Source organism: Jiangella anatolica (assembly GCF_003236295.1).
Taxonomy (GTDB): domain Bacteria; phylum Actinomycetota; class Actinomycetes; order Jiangellales; family Jiangellaceae; genus Jiangella; species Jiangella anatolica.
In genome coordinates this window covers 64404-80911 of record NZ_POTW01000013.1, presented here as the reverse complement: position 1 = coordinate 80911, position 16508 = coordinate 64404, and the positions used below count along the sequence as shown (strand labels likewise).

General features: G+C 73.2%; 11 protein-coding genes. 5 read left to right on the top strand and 6 right to left on the bottom strand.

Annotated elements, in window-relative coordinates; genetic code table 11:
- The first annotated feature begins 166 nt into the window (after positions 1-166).
- The gene (locus C1I92_RS07710) at positions 167-2452 is read left to right on the top strand and encodes a S9 family peptidase (RefSeq protein ID WP_111254083.1); all 2286 of its coding nucleotides are present in this window, start codon (positions 167-169) and stop codon (positions 2450-2452) included.
- Between the two features lie 412 nt (positions 2453-2864).
- On the opposite strand, the gene C1I92_RS07705 is transcribed toward C1I92_RS07710, so the two are convergent.
- The 5 genes from C1I92_RS07705 to C1I92_RS07685 form a co-directional block, all read right to left on the bottom strand.
- Entirely contained in the window at positions 2865-3908 is a 1044-nt protein-coding gene (locus tag C1I92_RS07705) for a C45 family autoproteolytic acyltransferase/hydrolase (protein ID WP_111254082.1), read from the bottom strand.
- Positions 3889-4869 carry an ABC transporter ATP-binding protein gene (locus C1I92_RS07700; RefSeq protein WP_111254081.1) on the bottom strand — a complete coding sequence of 327 codons (981 nt, stop codon included), beginning with the start codon at positions 4867-4869 and terminating at the stop codon, positions 3889-3891. The genes C1I92_RS07705 and C1I92_RS07700 overlap by 20 nt, the downstream gene beginning before the upstream one ends.
- On the bottom strand, positions 4866-6869 hold the full coding sequence (locus C1I92_RS07695) for a dipeptide/oligopeptide/nickel ABC transporter permease/ATP-binding protein (protein ID WP_111254080.1): 2004 nt from the start codon (positions 6867-6869) through the stop codon (positions 4866-4868). Before C1I92_RS07695 ends, C1I92_RS07700 begins: the two co-directional genes overlap by 4 nt.
- Positions 6870-6872: 3 nt before the next feature.
- Positions 6873-7865 carry an ABC transporter permease gene (locus C1I92_RS07690; RefSeq protein ID WP_199521037.1) on the bottom strand — a complete coding sequence of 331 codons (993 nt, stop codon included), beginning with the start codon at positions 7863-7865 and terminating at the stop codon, positions 6873-6875.
- A gap of 154 nt (positions 7866-8019) precedes the next feature.
- Entirely contained in the window at positions 8020-8751 is a 732-nt protein-coding gene (locus C1I92_RS07685; RefSeq protein WP_158564040.1) for a TetR/AcrR family transcriptional regulator, read from the bottom strand.
- A 100-nt stretch (positions 8752-8851) separates the two neighbouring features.
- Here C1I92_RS07685 and C1I92_RS07680 point away from each other — a divergent pair, with 100 nt between their 5' ends.
- The 4 genes from C1I92_RS07680 to C1I92_RS07665 are packed head-to-tail and all read left to right on the top strand — an operon-like array spanning position 8852 to position 15327.
- Positions 8852-10240: a serine hydrolase gene (locus C1I92_RS07680; protein ID WP_158564039.1), complete on the top strand. Its 1389-nt coding sequence runs from the start codon at positions 8852-8854 to the stop codon at positions 10238-10240.
- Positions 10241-10256: 16 nt separating this feature from the next.
- Complete coding sequence (locus C1I92_RS07675; RefSeq protein WP_111254077.1) at positions 10257-11864, top strand: ABC transporter substrate-binding protein; 1608 nt, start codon at positions 10257-10259, stop codon at positions 11862-11864.
- Positions 11861-13468: an ABC transporter substrate-binding protein gene (locus tag C1I92_RS07670; protein ID WP_111254076.1), complete on the top strand. Its 1608-nt coding sequence runs from the start codon at positions 11861-11863 to the stop codon at positions 13466-13468. The genes C1I92_RS07675 and C1I92_RS07670 overlap by 4 nt, the downstream gene beginning before the upstream one ends.
- Positions 13465-15327 (top strand): CocE/NonD family hydrolase, encoded by a 1863-nt coding sequence (locus C1I92_RS07665; RefSeq protein WP_111254075.1) that lies wholly within the window; start codon positions 13465-13467, stop codon positions 15325-15327. Before C1I92_RS07670 ends, C1I92_RS07665 begins: the two co-directional genes overlap by 4 nt.
- On the opposite strand, the gene C1I92_RS07660 is transcribed toward C1I92_RS07665, so the two are convergent.
- On the bottom strand, positions 15319-16308 hold the full coding sequence (locus tag C1I92_RS07660) for an ornithine cyclodeaminase family protein (RefSeq protein ID WP_111254074.1): 990 nt from the start codon (positions 16306-16308) through the stop codon (positions 15319-15321). The two genes, C1I92_RS07665 and C1I92_RS07660, sit on opposite strands and share 9 nt — an antisense overlap.
- Positions 16309-16508 lie beyond the last annotated feature (200 nt).

Here is a 16508-nt window from a genome sequence, read left to right as displayed (position 1 = left end):
GACCATAACGTACACCGTACTTTAGTGCCTACCTTAAGCCGCTCGACCTATCGCCCGAGCAGCAATCACCGGCCCGCGTTTCGTCCGATCCGACGAGCCGAGCCGATAACTTACGCCGTACAGTAATGCCGACCCCATCGTCGTCCCGGCACAGGAGGCACCGCCCATGACCAGCGACCGTCTGCCCGCGTCCGCGTACGAACGTGCCGAGCGGATGCTGGGCCACCACCGCTCCCGGCTGGCACTGCGGGCGTCGGTCCGGCCGCGCTGGATCGGCGACAGCGGGCGATTCTGGTACCGCGTCGACACCGAGCGCGGGACGGAGTTCGTGCTGGTCGACCCGGGCGCGGGGGCGCGGGCGCCGGCGTTCGACCACGAGCGGCTCGCCGCCGCGCTGGCATCGGCGAGCGGTGAGACGGTCGAGCCGTACGCGCTGCCCTTCGACGCGATCGAGGTCTCCGAGGACGCGGTGGCGTTCGAGGCGTTCGAGGCCCGCTGGAGCTGCCGCCTCGACGACTACACCTGCGCCCGCGACGACAGCAGGCCGCGGCGGACGCCCCTGACGCGAGTCTCGCCGGACGGGCGGTGGGTGGCGTTCCGTCGCGGGCACGACCTGTGGGTGCGCTCGGCCGCGAGCGGCGAGGAGTTCCCGCTCACGACCGACGGCACCGCCGACCGCGCGTACGCGATCAACCCCGACGTGGGCGGCAGCCGGTGGTACCTGCGCCGCGTCGGCGTGTTCGAGCCGGTGCCGGTGCTGGCGTGGTCGCCGGACTCGCGCCGGATCCTCGCGCACCGCACCGACCACCGCGGCGTCGCCGTCATGCCGATGATCGAGGCCGCACCGGCCGACGGCGGCCGGCCGCGGCTGCACACCTACCGCTACGCGATCCCGGGCGAGACGCTGCCGCGGGGCGAGTGGGTGGTCTTCGACGTCGAGACCCGGACGGTGGTGCCGGCGGACGGCGACCCGTTCCCGCTCGGCTTCACCTCACCGCTGCGCTCCGGCGCCGCGTGGTGGTCCTCCGACGGAGCGACGGTGTACCACCTCGACCGGTCGCGCGATCAGAAGACGTTGCGGCTGGCGTCGATCGACGCCGCCACGGGCGCGACCCGGACGCTGATCGAGGAGACCGGCCGGACCCGCGTCGAGGCCGCGCCGGGTGCGCTGCAGAAGCCGATGGTGCACGTGCTGGCCGGTGGCCGCGAGGCGCTCTGGTTCTCGCAGCGCGACGGCTGGGGTCACCTCTACCTGTACGACCTCACCACCGGGCAGCCCGAGGCCCAGGTCACCAAGGGCGACTTCGTGGTTCAGGAGATCCTGCACGTCGACGAGGAGTCCCGGACGGCGTTCCTCTCGGTGTCCGGCCTGGACGACGACGACCCCTACCGCCGCACGCTCGTCTCCGTCGGCCTCGACGGCGGCGCGCTGACCCGGCTGGTCGACGACGGTCTGGACCACGTGCTCAGCGCCGCTCCGGACGGCCGCTGGTTCGTCGACTCCGCCTCCACCGTCGACACTCCCCCTGTCACCACGCTCCGGGACCGCACCGGAGCCGTCGTGCTGGAGCTCGAGCGCGCGGACATCTCCCGGCTGCTCGAGGCCGGCTGGACGGCGCCGGAACGGGTGCGGGCGATCGCCGCCGACGGCGTCACCCCGATCTACGGGGTCCTCTACAAGCCGTACGGGTTCGACCCCGCGCAGCGCTACGCCGTCGTCGACCACCCCTACCCCGGCCCGCAGGTCAAGCGGGTCGAAGCCGGCTTCGACTGCGGCCGCTACGGCCACGACGCCGAGGCCGTCGCCGCGCTCGGGTTCGCCGTCCTGGCCATCGACGGGCGCGGCACACCCGGCCGGGACAAGAAGTTCCACGACCACACCTGGGGCGACATGGGCGCCGCCGGGTCGCTCGAGGACCACGTCGCCGCACTGCACCAGCTCGCCGAGACCCGGCCGTGGCTCGACCTGGATCGCGTCGGCATCTTCGGGCTGTCCGGCGGCGGGTTCGCCACCGGGCGGGCGCTGCTCGCATTCCCCGACACCTACAAGGTCGGCGTCGCCGAGGCCGGCAACCACGACAACCGGACGTACCACACCCTGTGGGCCGAGACCTACCACGGCCCGTACGACCCCGACGCCGGCGCCCGGCTGTCCAACACCGAGCTGGCCGAGAACCTCGTCGGGAAGCTGCTGCTGATCCACGGCGAGATGGACGACAACGTCACGCCGCACCTCACCATGCGCCTCGTGGACCGGCTGATCGCCGCGAACAAGGACTTCGACCTGCTCATCGTCCCCAACGCCGAGCACTCCTTCGCGGGCTACCAGGACTACGTCTCCCGCAAGCGCTGGGACTACCTCGTCCGCCACCTCATGGGCGTCGAGCCTCCGGAGTACCGGCTGGCGCCCGTGCCGGTCGACCCGGACGTCCTGGAGTTCTACCTGAGCTAGGCCGGCTGCGCGCGCCCGTACAGCGTGGGCAGGTCGACGAGCGCGATGTCGGGTGCCGCATCGGCTGCAGCGCGCGCCTTGTCGTTGAAGCCCGCACCGCTGAAGCCGAGCAGGCGCGTGCGGGTGGTGTCACCACAACTTCGCACCGTCCGCGCGTCCGTTTCACCCCGGTTAGCCGGACTCCCAGGGCCTGTGGACAGCCATGATCATCAACCACGCGGTACGCCACTAGGCGCCTGTTCGCTCTACCACCCATGCATGCCTGGCGAAGCGAACAAACCCCTGGTACGGGCACCCGAAACGCCGGGAAATCTCACCCATTGGACGCCGCCACGGGCCCAACGACCCCAACGGCGTCGCCACACTCCCCCCGTCCCTATCTATCGTCGCGGCGTCGGCATCCACGGCGCGTTCACGACCAGCCGATGGGCTGCCAGGGCACGAGGTCGGGACGGCCGAGGGCGACGCTGACGGCCGGTGGGCCGGCGGTCAGGAGGAACTGCGCGCTGCAGAACGTGACGGACGGCCGCTGCGGGGCCGGACGGACGCAGAGTCCGTCGGCCGGCGAGCTCAGCAGCGGCCGTACGTCGCCGGAGCGGCGGACCGCGGGCAGACCCGCCCGCAGGGCGCGCAGCCGCGCATGGGTGGTGGTGGAGCGCGCGGCCTCGGTCGTGGCGCTCCACAGGGCGTGGTTCGTGTGCAGCAGGTCCGGCCCGCCCGGACCCGCCGCACAGCCCGCCGCCGAGCACTCGTAGCCGCGCGGCCCGTGCCGGTCGGCGAGGGCGTAGTGCTGGCCGGACGCGTGCGGCACCGACGACAGGTACCGGCCCGCGGACGCGGTGTCGCGGCGCCGCAGGAGCTCCCGGACGACGACCGCCACCGGCAGCCCGTCGGGGTCGGCCGGCAGGTCGGTCAGCGTGTTGACGCAGCAGCCGAGGCCGGCGGCGTTGACGCCGAACAGCCCGATCATGCCGGCGGACGTCAGCACCAGCTGGTCCGGCGCGTCACCCGCCGCCGCGATGCGCAGGATCGTCTGGGCGCCGTCCATCCATGCGGGCAGGTCCATGTTCTGCGCCAGCAGCGTCGATCCCTCCCCGTCGAGGACGGTCGCGACGACGCTGCAGCCGGTGTCGGCGTCGCGGTCGTAGCGCCACTGCTCGTCCATGAGGTTGTAGGCGAGCACGTCGTCGCGGGGCTGGCCGCTCGCGGCGGCGATGGCCAGCAGCTCGCCGTACAGGTCGGGGCTGAGGCGGGCCGTCGTCGCGACGTGGCCGGTGGAGCCGAGGAAGTCCGCGACGTACTCCCCGGCCGCGCGGCCGGTCCGCGTGGCGATCCCGTCGCGCCAGCGGTCCAGGGCGCCGGCGATCGCGCCCCGCAGCTCCTCCCCGTGGACGGCGCCGCGTGCGGGCCCGTCGCCGGACAGGTCGACGAGCCGGCTAGCGGGCGGTGAGCACATCGCTGGCGTAGTGGCAGGCGGCGTGGTTGGGGTGGTCGGTGGCCGGCTCGATCGTGAGGCAGTCCGAGCGTTCGGGCAGCACCAGCGGGCCGATCGGGCAGCGCGGGTGGTAGCGGCAGCCGGCCGGCGGGTGGTGCGGGTCGGCCGGTTCGGCGTCGGCGATGGCGCGCAGCACGGGGTCGGTCTCGATGCGCGTCAGCGTGTCGGTGTCGGCGTCGGGCGCCGCGGCGAGCAGGTCGCGGGTGTAGGGATGACGAGGGTCGCCGAGGACGTCCTCGGCCGGCCCGTACTCGACGATGCGGCCGAGATACATGACGGCGATGACGTCGCTCACGTAGCGCACCACGGCGAGGTTGTGCGAGATGAACAGCATCGACAGCCGTAGCTGCCGCTGCAGGTCGCGCACGAGGTTGAGCACCGTGCCCTGGATCGACACGTCCAGCGCCGAGGTGATCTCGTCGGCGATGATGACGTCGGGCTGGGCCGCGAGCGCGCGGGCGAGCGCGACCCGTTGCCGTTGTCCGCCGGACAGCTGGCCCGGGTACGCGTCGGCCCGGGCGGCCTCGAGGCCGACGAGGTCGAGCAGGCGGACGACCTCGGCCCGGCGGGCGCCCGATCCGCGCAACGCACGGCGCGGGATGGCCTCGGCCACCGAGTCGCCGATCGTCATGCGCGGGTCCAGGGACGAGTAGGGGTCCTGGAAGACCATCTGCACCGGCCGGCCCGACCGGCTGCCCCCGCCGTGCCGCAAGGGCGCGCCGTCGACGGTGATCTGACCGTCGCTCACCGGCGCGAGGCCGACCGCGGCCCGCGCCAGCGTGGATTTCCCCGATCCGGACTCCCCGACGAGCCCGACCACCTGGCCGGACGGTACGACGAGGTCGACGCCGTCGACGGCGATCAGGCCGCCGCGTCCGGTGCCGAACCGCACCCGCACGCCATCGAACCGCAGCTCGCTCACGACGCCTCCCCGACTCCCACGCTGTCCTCCTCGGTCACGACGGGCAGTGGCTCGCCGGCGTGCCAGCAGGCCACCCGCCGGCCGGACCCGTCGTCGGTCAACGCCGGGTCGACGGCCCGGCAGTGGTCGTCGGCGAGCGGGCACCGGTCGGCGAACGCGCAGCCCGGCGGGAAGTGCGCCGGGTCCACCGGCCGGCCCGGGATGATGGTCAGCGGCCGGTCGCGGTCGGCCTTCATGCCCGGCACCGCCGCCAGCAGCGCCCGCGTGTACGGGTGCCGGGCCGCGGTGCGCAGCTCGCTGCTCGGCAGGTCCTCGACCACCCGGCCGGCGTACATGACCAGGACGCGATCGCACACCTGCCCGACGACGGTGATGTCGTGGCTGATCAGCAGCACGGCGACGTGGTTCTCGGCGCGGATCTCCTGGAGCAGCCGCAGCACCTGCCGCTGGACGGTGACGTCCAGTGCCGTGGTCGGCTCGTCGGCGACGATCAGCGCCGGGTCGCCCATCATCGCCATGGCGATCATGGCGCGCTGGCGCATGCCGCCGGAGAACTCGTGCGGGTACTGGTGCGCCCGTCGCTCCGGCGCCGGCACCCGGGCGGCGCGCAGCCGGTCGACGGCGCGGGCGCGGGCCTCGCCCCAGCCCTTGCCGAGATGACGGCGCACGACCTCGCCGAGCTGCCGGCCGATGCGCATGGTCGGGTTCAGCGACGTCGTCGGGTCCTGGAACACCACGCCGAGCGACGTGCCGAGCAACCGGCCGATGCCCTTGGCGCGCCCCCGCGTGTGCACGAGATCGGTGCCCTGGAACTCCAGCCGGCGCGCGTCGACGCGGCCCGGCGCCTCGATCAGCTGGGCCACCGCGAGGGCCGTCAGGCTCTTCCCCGACCCGGACTCCCCCACCAGGCCGACGGCCTCGCCGCGCCCGATCGCGAAGGAGACGCCGCGCACCGGCGTCACCGGTCCGGCCGGTCCGGTGACGGTGACGTGCAGGTCCTCGACCTCGAGGACGGGCGAGGGGTCCGGGCGGCCGGCCGCCGGAGCCTCGTCGCCGGTCGCCGGCGGCACGGGGCTGTACGCCGTCCGCACGTTGGCCGTCCGCAGCCCGACCTTCTTGGCGACGACCTCACCGGTCAGGTTGAACGCGAGCCCGGCCAGCACGATCGTCACGCCCGGCGCGAGCGCGCCGGCCGGGCTGACGTAGATGCCGTTCAGGCCCTCGTTGAGCAGCAGGCCCCAGTCGTACGACGGCGCCTGCACGCCGAGGCCGAGGAACGACAGCCCGGCGAAGGCCAGCAGCGCGCCACCGGCGCCCAGGGTGGCGTTGACGATGAGCGGCTCACCGATGTTGGGCAGGATGTGCCGCAGCAGGATCCGTGTCCGGCCGAGGCCGACGGTGCGCGCGGCGGCCACGAAGTCGCGTCCGGACACGCCGGCGACCAGCGTCGACGTCACCCGGGCGTAGTACGGCGCCATGCCGAGCCCGACGGCGAGGACGGCGCCGCGGATGCCGACGCCGAAGATCACCGCGAAGAACAGCACCAGCAGCAGCGCGGGGAACGCCACCGCGACGTTGATGGTCGCGACGGCGAACCGGCCGGCCCGGCGCCCCAGCAGCCAGGGCGCGGCGCCCAGCAGCACGCCGGCCGCGACGCCGATCGCCGTCGCCAGCAGCGCCAGCGCCACCGACAGGCGGGTCGCCACCAGCACGCGGTAGAAGATGTCGCGGCCTAGGCTGTCGGTGCCCAGCCAGTGCTCGGACGACGACCCCTGCGACAGCGCGTTCGTGTCGATGGCGTCGGCCCGCTCACCCCACAGGATCGGGCCGACGATCGCGAGCAGGAGCACCAGGCCGAGCAGCGTCGCGGCGACGAGGCCCAGCGGCGACCGCAGGGCCTGGCCCCAGCGGCCCAGGCCCGCGGCCCACCTGCGCCCCCTGACGCCGGAACGCCAGCGCGACAGACTCTCCGGCCGTTCCACACCCGTGAACACCTGCATCGCTCAGCTCTCCCGAATCGCCGACCGCGGATCGAGCAGCGCCAGCGCCACGTCGACCACGAGGTTGATCACCAGCACCCCGACGCCGTACACCAGGACGATGCCCTGGACGACCGGGTAGTCCTTGGACAGGATCGACGACACGATCGTGCTGCCCAGGCCCGGCCAGGCCAGCACGTTCTCGACCAGCACGGTGCCCGCGACGAGGCCGCCGAGCAGCAGCCCGCCGACCGTCAGCGTGGTGGTGATGGCGTTGGGCAGCGCGTGCCGCAGATAGATCCACCGGGCGGGCAGGCGTTTGGCCCGGGCGGTGCGGATGTAGTCGGCGTCGAGCACCGTCAGCATCTCGACCCGCACGATCCGCGCCAGGACGGCCATCGGTCCCAGCGCCAGCGCGAGCACCGGCAGGATGTAGGACTCGACGGTGCTCTTGCCGGCCACCGGGACCCAGCCCAGGCTGACACCGAACGTGTAGACCAGACCCACGGCCAGCAGGAAGTCCGGGATGGCGGCGACGACCACACTGGACGAGGTGAACGCGAGCTCGGTCCGACGGCCGCGGCCGCCCCGCGTCAGCGCCGCCATCAGCACGCCCACCGGCAGCGCGACCAGCATGATCACCACGAACGCGTAGGCGGCGATCTCGACGGTGGCCGGCAGCCGGTCGGCGATGATCTGCGACACCGCCACGTCGGTGGTCATCGACGAGCCCCAGTCACCGGTGAGCAGGTTCCGCAGGTAGTCGGTGTACTGCTGCCAGAGCGGGTCGTTCAGCCCGAGGGCCTCACGGCGCGCCTCGACCAGCTCCTGCGGCGCGGTGGCGCCCAGCGACGCGCGCACCGGGTCGCCGGGGATCAGATGGATCATGAAGAACGCGGCGGTCACGAGGACCCACAGGGAGACGAGCAGACGGCGCAGGCGCCGCAGCACGAAACCCACCCACGGGCTCTCGACGGCACCTCTCAGTGCGCTGGGCGTGGCGGTTGCGGTGGTCACCGGCGCGGTCTCCTCCCGTCGCGGTCCGGATCATCTGGTCATGGTGCCCGGCTCCGGCCGGGAGGTGTTCATCGCTGCGGACAACTCGATGCCGTCCGCGTAGTCCCGAATGATGAAGGCCCGGAGGTCGCTTGGGTGTAACACCCTACACCTGCTAACCGTCGCTGGGTACCCCCAGCGAACCGCCCGGCAGCGGCTCGAGGCCGGCCGCCATGGCCACCGTGTAGAGCAGCGCGTGCAGCCCGAACTCGAACGCCTCGTGCTGGCTGAAGGCCGGAAAGTCGTGGCTGGCCAGCTCGTGCATGGCCGGATACGCGTCGGCCGGCAGGGTGAGCCAGCGCAGCCGAACCCGCTCCCAGTGGTCGGGCTCCTCGTCCCACAGGCGCCGCGTCGGGTAGACGTACGCGCTGCCGAGGATGAGCCGCATGAACGTCGCCACCAGCCCGACCGCGGTGTGGTGGTCGAACCGCAGCCGGCGCATGCAGCCGTAGATCGCCTCGGTGAGCCGCGCCTCGGCCGGGTTGATGTCGTCGCCGAAACCGGCCTTCTCCAGCTGCAGCAGCGCCGGGTGCTCGACGAACATCCGGAAGTAGGCCCGCATGATGTCGCGCAGCTGCTCCAGATCCGAGCCGGTCTGCTCCGGCGGCTCGAACCGGCCGAACATCTCCGCGGCCACCGCGCGCAGGATGGCCTCCTTGTCGCGGAAGTGCGTGTAGAGCGCCATCGGGCGCACGCCGAGGTCGTCGGCGAGCCGCCGCGTCGTCATGGCCTCCAGCCCGTCGGCGCCGATGACGTCGATGGCCGCGCGCACGATGACCTCCGGATTGAGCGTGCCGCGAGGGGCGCGGCGGCGCTTGACGGTGCGGCTGGTGCGCGACGACGACACAGGATCCCTCGATTCATCCGAAACGACCATCCATCCGGCCATAACTTACGCTGTACTGTATCACCTACTTCAGCGGTCCCGACGTCTCCGAGGAGCCTCGATGCCCATCAGCCCTGCCGGCGTCACCGAGTCCGAACTGCGCGAGCTGTGCGAGAAGACGATCGCCCGGCTGGACATCGCGGGCGCTCAGATCGCCGTCGCCATCGGCGAGACGATGGTGCAGGCCGAAGCCGGTGTCGCCAACGCGGAACGGGACACGCCGGTCACCGCCGAGACGACCTTCCAGATCGGGTCGACCACCAAGGTCTACACGGCCGTGCTGATGATGCAGCTGGCCGACGAGGGCCTGGTCGACCTCGACCGCCCGGTGACGGACTACCTGCCCGACGTGCGCCTGGCCACCGGCGAGGCGTGGCGGACCATCACCCCGCGCCTGCTGATGGCGATGACCAGCGGCCTGGACAACGGGCCCTACACCGACACCGGCCGCGGCGACGACGCCGTCGCGAAGTACGTCGCGCTGCTGGAGCGGATCCCGCTGGTGTTCGCGCCGGGGACGGCGTACGGCTACAGCAACGCGTCGACGAACGTCTCGGGGCTGATCGTCGAGACGCTCACCGGACAGTGCTGGGACGACGTCCTGCGCGAGCGGATCCTCGGCCCGGCCGGGCTGACGGAGTCGGTCAGCCTGTTCGAGGAGCTGCCCTACCACCGGCCGGCGGTCGGGCGGCTGCCCGGCTCCGACACGGTGGTCCGGCCGTGGTGCTTCAGCCGGGGCATGGCGCCGTCGGGCTCGTCGCTGGCCACCACGGCCCGCGACCTCGCCCGCTTCGGGCAGCTCTTCCTGCGCCGCGGCCGGGCCGCCGACGGCACCCGGATCCTGTCCGAGGCGGCGGTCGCGACGATGCAGACGCCGCAGGCCGACGTGCCGTCGCGGGTCTTCGCCGACTCCTGGTGCGTCGGCCCGTACCGCAAGGTCTGGGGCGGCGTCGAGGTCTTCGGGCACAGCGGGACCACGCACAACGGGTCGTCCACGCTGCTGTGGATCCCCGAGCACGACGTCGCCGTCGCCGTCGTCGTCAACACGCCGCCCCGCGGCTACCCGTTCGCCGACGCGGTCTTCGACGCCGTCCTCCGCGACGGGCTCGGGCTGCCCAAGCCGCAGCGGCCCGAGCCGGACGCCGGGCTGACCTTCGACCCGGACGACTATGTGGGCCGCTACGACGCCTGGGGCGTGCGTTACGACGTCGCGCGGCAGGGCGGCGGCCTCGCGCTGACCGTCCGGCGCATGCGCGACAACGACCCCGCCACCGGCGAGGCCGAGGAGCCCATCCACACGCTGCTGCACCCCATCGCGCCGCAGCGCTTCCTGCCCGCCGACGACGCCGTCACCGGCAACCACACCTGGGACATCGCCTTCACCGCCGGCGCCGACGGCCGCATCGCGCTGCTGCACAACGGCGCCTTCGCCGCCCGCCGCGGGGACTGACCGGAGGGACACCCTCATGCGCACGTCGCACACGCTGCTCCTGCTCCTCGCCGCCGCTCTCGTCGGCAGCGCCGGCTGTGGCGCCTCGTCCGGCCCCACCGGCGGCACCGGTGGCGCCGGCGAGACGCCGGACTACGCCACCGACGGAACGTTCACCTACGCCGTCAACGCGGATCCGGGTGGCTTCGACCCGTACCACAGCCAGCTGATCTTCGGCCTCGCCTACCTCGCCTACGACTCGCTGGTGAACCTTCGTCCCGACGGCGAGTTCGTGTCCGGCCTGGCCGAGGAGTGGACGGCGGATGCCGACGGCGCCACGTTCACCCTGCGCGACGACGTCACCTGCTCCGACGGCGCGCCACTCACTGCGAGCGATGTCGCCGCCGCCATCAGCTACGTCGCCGACCCGGCCAACCAGTCGCCGCACTACGGGACCATGGTGCCGACCGTGCCGCTGACGGCCACCGGCGACGACGACGCCCGCACCGTGACGGTGACCTTCGAGGAACCGTTCGGGTTCCCGTTGCACACCATCGGCAACCTGCCCATCGTCTGCGCCGGTGGCCTGGCCGATCCGGACTCGCTGAAGACCGCCTCCAACGGCACCGGGCCGTTCACGCTCACCGAGGTGGCCCCCGGGCAGACCTACACCTTCACCCGCCGCGACGACTATGCATGGGGCCCCGACGGAGCCAGCACCAGCGCGCCCGGGACGCCGGCCCAGGTGGTCCTGCGGATCGGCCTCAACGAGACGACGATGGCGAACCTGCTGCTGTCCGGCGAGGTGAACTTCGCCCTGATCAGCGGGCCGGACGGGCAGCGGCTGGACGCACAGGGCCTGACCCGGCTGGACACGCCCGGCTCCGGCGCGTGGCTGTGGTTCAACCAGCGGGACGGCCGCGCCACCGAGGACCTGCGGGTCCGGCAGGCGCTCGCCCATGCGCTCGACCTGGACGAGGTCATCAAGGTCAACGGCAGTGGCCGCGGCACCACCTCGACCGGCCTGGTCACGATCGAGCCACAGGTCTGTCCCGGCGACACCGTCAGCGGCCAGCTGCCCGAGCACGACGTCGCCGCCGCCGAGGAACTGCTCGACGACGCCGGCTGGGTGGCCGGCGCCGACGGCGTCCGGGAGAAGGACGGCCGGACGCTCACCCTGGACCTGCACTACTTCGGCCCCGGATCGGTGTACAACGAGCCGACCGCGGAGCTGATCGCCGCGCAATGGCAGGCCATCGGCGTCCAGGTGGAGCTGACCGGCGACGACGGAACCGGTCTGAACCGCGTCATGTTCGAGACCGGTGACTTCGACGTCTACATGCAGGGGTTCGGCTACAGCCTGCCCAGCCAGGCGATCGCCTACAACACCGGCCCGGTCCCGCCGGAGGGCACCAACCTCGCCGGCATCCACAACGAGGAGTACGAGGAGCTCGTCGCCCAGGCGCAGGCGCTGACCCCGCCGGACGCCTGCGAGTACTGGGACCGGGCCGAGCAGGCGCTCTGGCGCAACCTCGACATCGCTCCCATCGCCAACCGGCCCAACACGTGGTTCCTCCAGCACGCCGACGCCCAGATCGCCGGCTTCAACTTCCCGATCCCGACCAGCATCCGGGTGTTCTCATGACGACACGCCTGCCCCTCCTGTCCGCCGCCGCCCTGCTGGCCGTGAGCGGCCTCGTCACCGCGTGCGGCGCGACCTCGAACGACGACACCGGCAGCACCGGCGGGTCGGCGAGCTACGCCACCGACGCCACGTTCACCATCGGACTGCGCGACGATCCCGGCGCGTTCGACCCCTACCACAGCCAGCTGATCTTCGGCGAGGCCTACCTGGCCTACGACTCGCTGCTGAACCTGGCCGAGGACGGCGAGTTCGTGTCCGGGCTGGCCGAGGAGTGGACGGCCGACGCCGACGGCGCCACGTTCACCCTGCGCGACGACGTGACCTGCTCCGACGGCGCGCCGCTGACCGCGACCGACGTCGCGGCGGCGATCTCGTTCGTGAGCGACCCCGCCAACCAGTCGCCGCACTACGGCGTGTACACCCCGACGGTCCCGCTGACGGCCACCGGCGACGACGCGTCGCGCACGGTCGAGGTCACGGTGGCCCAGCCGTTCGGCTTCCTGCTGCACACCGTCGGACAGCTGCCGATCGTGTGCGCCCGCGGCCTGGCCGACCCCGAGCTGCTCAAGACGGAGTCCGACGGCACCGGCCCGTTCGTCCTCACCGACGTCGTGCCCGGGCAGAGCTTCACCTTCACCCGCCGCGACGACTACGCCTGGGGTCCCGACGGCGTCGGCGCCGACCAGCCGGGGATGCCGAAGCAGGTCGTCCTGCGGATCGTCACCAACGAGTCGACGCGCGCCAACCTGCTGCTGTCCGGCGAGCTCAACTTCAGCCTGATCACCGGCCGCGACTGGCAGCGCCTGGACGCCGAGGGCCTGGACAAGGTGGTCGTGCCGTCGTCGGGCGCCTGGCTGTGGTTCAACCAGCTCGACGGCCGCGTCACACAGGACAAGGACCTGCGCCAGGCGCTGGTGCAGTCGCTGGATTTCGAGGAGCTCGTCGCGGTGTCCACCGGCGAGACCGGCAGCGCGTCCGACGGTCTCATCACGGCCGAGCCCAAGGCGTGCCCCGGCGACACCGTCAGCGGCCAGTTGCCCGGGTTCGACGTCGCGGCCGCCGAGGAGCTGCTCGACGACGCCGGCTGGGTCGCGGGCGCCGACGGCGTCCGGGCCAAGGACGGCGTGCCGCTGGCGATCGACCTGCACTTCGTCCCGTCGATCACGCCCGACTACCAGCCGGCCGCCGAGCTCGTCGCGCAGAAGTGGGAGGAGCTCGGCATCCAGGTCGAGCTCACGTCGGACACCTTCACGACAATGAGCCAGTTCATGTTCGAGACCAGCGACTACGACGTCTACCTGGGCGGGTTCGGCTTCGGGCTGCCGCACCAGGCGGTGCCGTACCTGTCCGGAGCGGTCCCGCCCGAGGGGACGAACCTGTCCGGCCTGCAGAACGCCGAGTACGAGGAGCTCGTCGCGCAGGCCCAGGCCCTCACGCCGCCGGAGGCCTGCGAGCTCTGGCACCAGGCCGAGCAGGCGCTGTTCCGCAACCTGGACCTGGTGCCGATCTCGAACCGGCCGTGGCCGTTCTACCTGCGCAACGCCGAGGCGCGCACCAGCAGCACGAACTTCCCGGTGCCCACGAGCATCCGGGTGCTGGGGTGACGGCGCTGCCGGACGCGCTGGCCGGGCTGCTCGCAGCGACGGCGAGCGGGACGCCGGAGCCCCGGTTCGACGCCGAGGCGATCCGCCGCGAGACGGTCCGGATGCCGGCGCGCGACGGGACGCTGCTGGCGGCCGACGTCTACCGGCCGCCCGTCACGCCCGCGCCCGCCGTCGCGATCCGCACGCCGTACGGACGGCGCCAGCTCGCCGAGAGCCTGCTCACGCTGGCCCGCCGGGGCTACGTCGTCGTCGCGCAGGACTGCCGCGGCACCGGCGACAGCGAGCCGGACCGCTGGGACTTCATGGTCCACGAGCGCGAGGACAGCGTCGACCTCGTCGAGTGGATCACCCGGCAGGACTGGTACAGCGGGTTCGTCGGGGCCCTCGGCGGGTCGTACGCCGGCTGGATGCAGTGGTGCACGGCGCTGCACCCGGCCATGTCGGCCATCGCACCCGAGGTCGCCGGCTTCGGCGTCGGCCGGCCCGCCCGCGGGCCGAACAGCTACCTGTTCGTCAACTCCTACTCGCGCTCGGTCGGCAAGGGCGCGGACCAGCTGGCGCTCGGCTACGAGGAGGCCGAGCGGCGGATGCGGGCCGAGACGCTGGCCGGCGGCTGGTTCAACGAGCCGCTGGACGCGCCGTTCCCCGCGTCGCTGCGGGAGCGGCATCCACGACTGCGGACGCTGCCGCCGGACGCGGCGCGGGAGTGGCTGTGGGAGCACTACCGCGCGGCGGACCCGGCCGGCCGGGCCGAGCTCGTCACCACCGCGCTCGGCGGCAACCGGGTCACCTATGAGGACCTGAGCCGCTGGTCGGCGCTGTTCCCGCGGCGGGTCGGCGACGGCTACCTGTTCCCCCGGGCCGCCGACGGTGAGCTGTTCGGCGCGCTGCGCACGCCGTCTCTGAGCATCACCGGCTGGTACGACTGGGGTCTTGACTACACGCTGGCCACCTGGGAGCGGCTGGTCCGGCTGGCGCCGGAGCCGGTCCGCTCGCGCAGCCGGCTGCTGATCACCCCGGCGGCGCACCACCGGCCCGGCTACCGCGAGGGCCGCGAGGACCACCCCGAGCTGGACCGCGTCTACCGCAGCGCGCACATCCTCGACCTCCTCGACCACTGGTACACGGCCGTGCGCGAGGACCGGCTGGACGACTGGCCGGCCGTCGTCTACTACCTCATGGGCGCCAACGAGTGGCGCAGCGCGCCGGCGTGGCCGCCGCCGGAGGCGACAGTGCGGGAGCTGTACCTCGGCGCCGGCGGCACGCTGACGGCCCGGCCGCCGTCGGCTCCCTCGGAGCCGGACCGGTTCACCTACGACCCGGCCGATCCGGTGCCGACGGTGGGCGGGAGCCTGGTGTCGTCGGTGTACGTGCCGGGCAGCGTCGACGTCGCCGCGGTGCAGGCCCGCGCGGACGTGCTGACCTACACGACCGCGCCGCTGGAGCACGACCTCGACGTCGCCGGGCCGCTGCGACTGGTCCTGTACGCCTCGTCCAGCGCGGTCGACACGGACTTCACCGCGCGGCTGACCGACGTGTTCCAGGACGGCCGGGCGATCCAGCTGCAGAGCGCCACGCTGCGCGCCCGATTCCGCCATCCCGGCGGGGAGGTGGCGCCGCTCGAGCCGGGCCGCGTGTACCGGCTGGACGTCGACCTGTGGGCCACCGCCAACCGGTTCCGCGCCGGCCACCGCATCCGCCTGGACGTCACGTCGTCGGACTTCCCGCGGTTCGACCGCAACACCAACCGCGGCGGCGAGCCGGGCCCGCCCGTCCCGGCCGAGCAGGCCGTCTTCCACGACCCGCGGCACCCGTCCCGGCTGGTCCTGTCCGTCCTGCCCCAGGGTGAGTCAGCCTAGCGCGAAGCGGTGGCCGCGGCCGGCGCGGCGGGCCCGCTCGAGGACGGCGGTCGCGGCGGCGGCGTCCTGCACGCCGAGGCCGGTGCTGTTGTAGAAGACCAGCTCGTCCGGCGCGCTGCGGCCCGCCGCGTTGCCGACGAGCACGTCGCCCAGGCCGGTCAGTCGATCGCGCGCCAGCGTGCCGGCCCGCAGCCCGGCGACGATCGGGCCGGCGTGCGCCGCCGCCGTCGCGGGGTCGTCGACGACGACGCGTGCGGCGGCGACGACGTCCGCGCCCACCTCGCAGCGGCCGGGCGCGATGGAGCCGACGGACACCACGGTGGCGCCCGGGGCCAGCCAGTCCAGCCGCACGAGCGGCTCCGCGCTCAGCGTGCACAGCACCACGACGTCCGCGCCGTCGACCGCCTCGCGCGCGGTGGCGCAGGCGCGGACCGGCAGCCCGGTCTCCGCGGCCAGCGTGCGCGCCGCCGCCTCCCGGCGCGACTCCGAGCGGCCCCAGATCCGGACCGCCCGCAGCGGCCGCGTCCGCGCCAGCATCCGCACGTGCTCATGGCCCTGGACGCCGCAGCCGACGACGGCCAGCTCGGCGGCGTCGGCGCGGGCCAGCGCGTCGACCGCCACGGCGCTGGCCGCGGCTGTGCGGCGGGTGGTGATGACGGTGCCGTCCATGATCGCGGCCGGCAGACCGGTGCCGCCGTCGAGGACGACCACGACGGCGGCGATGGTGGGCAGCCCGGCGGCGGCGTTGGCCGGCGTGACGCTGCCGAACTTGGACACCGGCCCGTCCTGCGGCGACAGCCGGGCCGCGTAGCAGAACGCCACGGCTCCGTCGCCGGCGCCCGGCAGCATCAGCTTGTCCGGCTGCACCGCCACGCCCTTCCCGAGCGCCTCGAACGCCACCCGCTGCGACTCGACGGCGGTCGCCGGGTCGAACAACGCCGCGACGTCGGCGGCCGAGAGGACCATCACGTCCGCTGTCATCCGCTCTCCAAACCTCAGGTGTAATACCTTACATTCCGACCACCTTGAGGTCGAGAGGACAGCGCACGTGTGCTGAGCCGCCGCCGGAGCGTCCTCGACCCGAGCGCCGCAGGGCCGGTCGCACCGGCGCCCGGCGATCCCGTCGGCCGCTTCGTCACCTGATCGTTTGCACGAAGACGATCAGGTGACGAAAGCGCGGG

Bases quoted from the DNA above. Each gene is read 5' to 3' on its own strand.
- C1I92_RS07710 (WP_111254083.1), top strand. From the start codon at position 167: ATGACCAGCGACCGTCTGCCCGCGTCCGCGTACGAACGTGCCGAGCGG.
- C1I92_RS07705 (WP_111254082.1), bottom strand. From the start codon at position 3,908: ATGTGCTCACCGCCCGCTAGCCGGCTCGTCGACCTGTCCGGCGACGGG.
- C1I92_RS07695 (WP_111254080.1), bottom strand. From the start codon at position 6,869: ATGCAGGTGTTCACGGGTGTGGAACGGCCGGAGAGTCTGTCGCGCTGG.
- C1I92_RS07680 (WP_158564039.1), top strand. From the start codon at position 8,852: ATGCCCATCAGCCCTGCCGGCGTCACCGAGTCCGAACTGCGCGAGCTG.
- C1I92_RS07675 (WP_111254077.1), top strand. From the start codon at position 10,257: ATGCGCACGTCGCACACGCTGCTCCTGCTCCTCGCCGCCGCTCTCGTC.
- C1I92_RS07670 (WP_111254076.1), top strand. From the start codon at position 11,861: ATGACGACACGCCTGCCCCTCCTGTCCGCCGCCGCCCTGCTGGCCGTG.
- C1I92_RS07660 (WP_111254074.1), bottom strand. From the start codon at position 16,308: ATGACAGCGGACGTGATGGTCCTCTCGGCCGCCGACGTCGCGGCGTTG.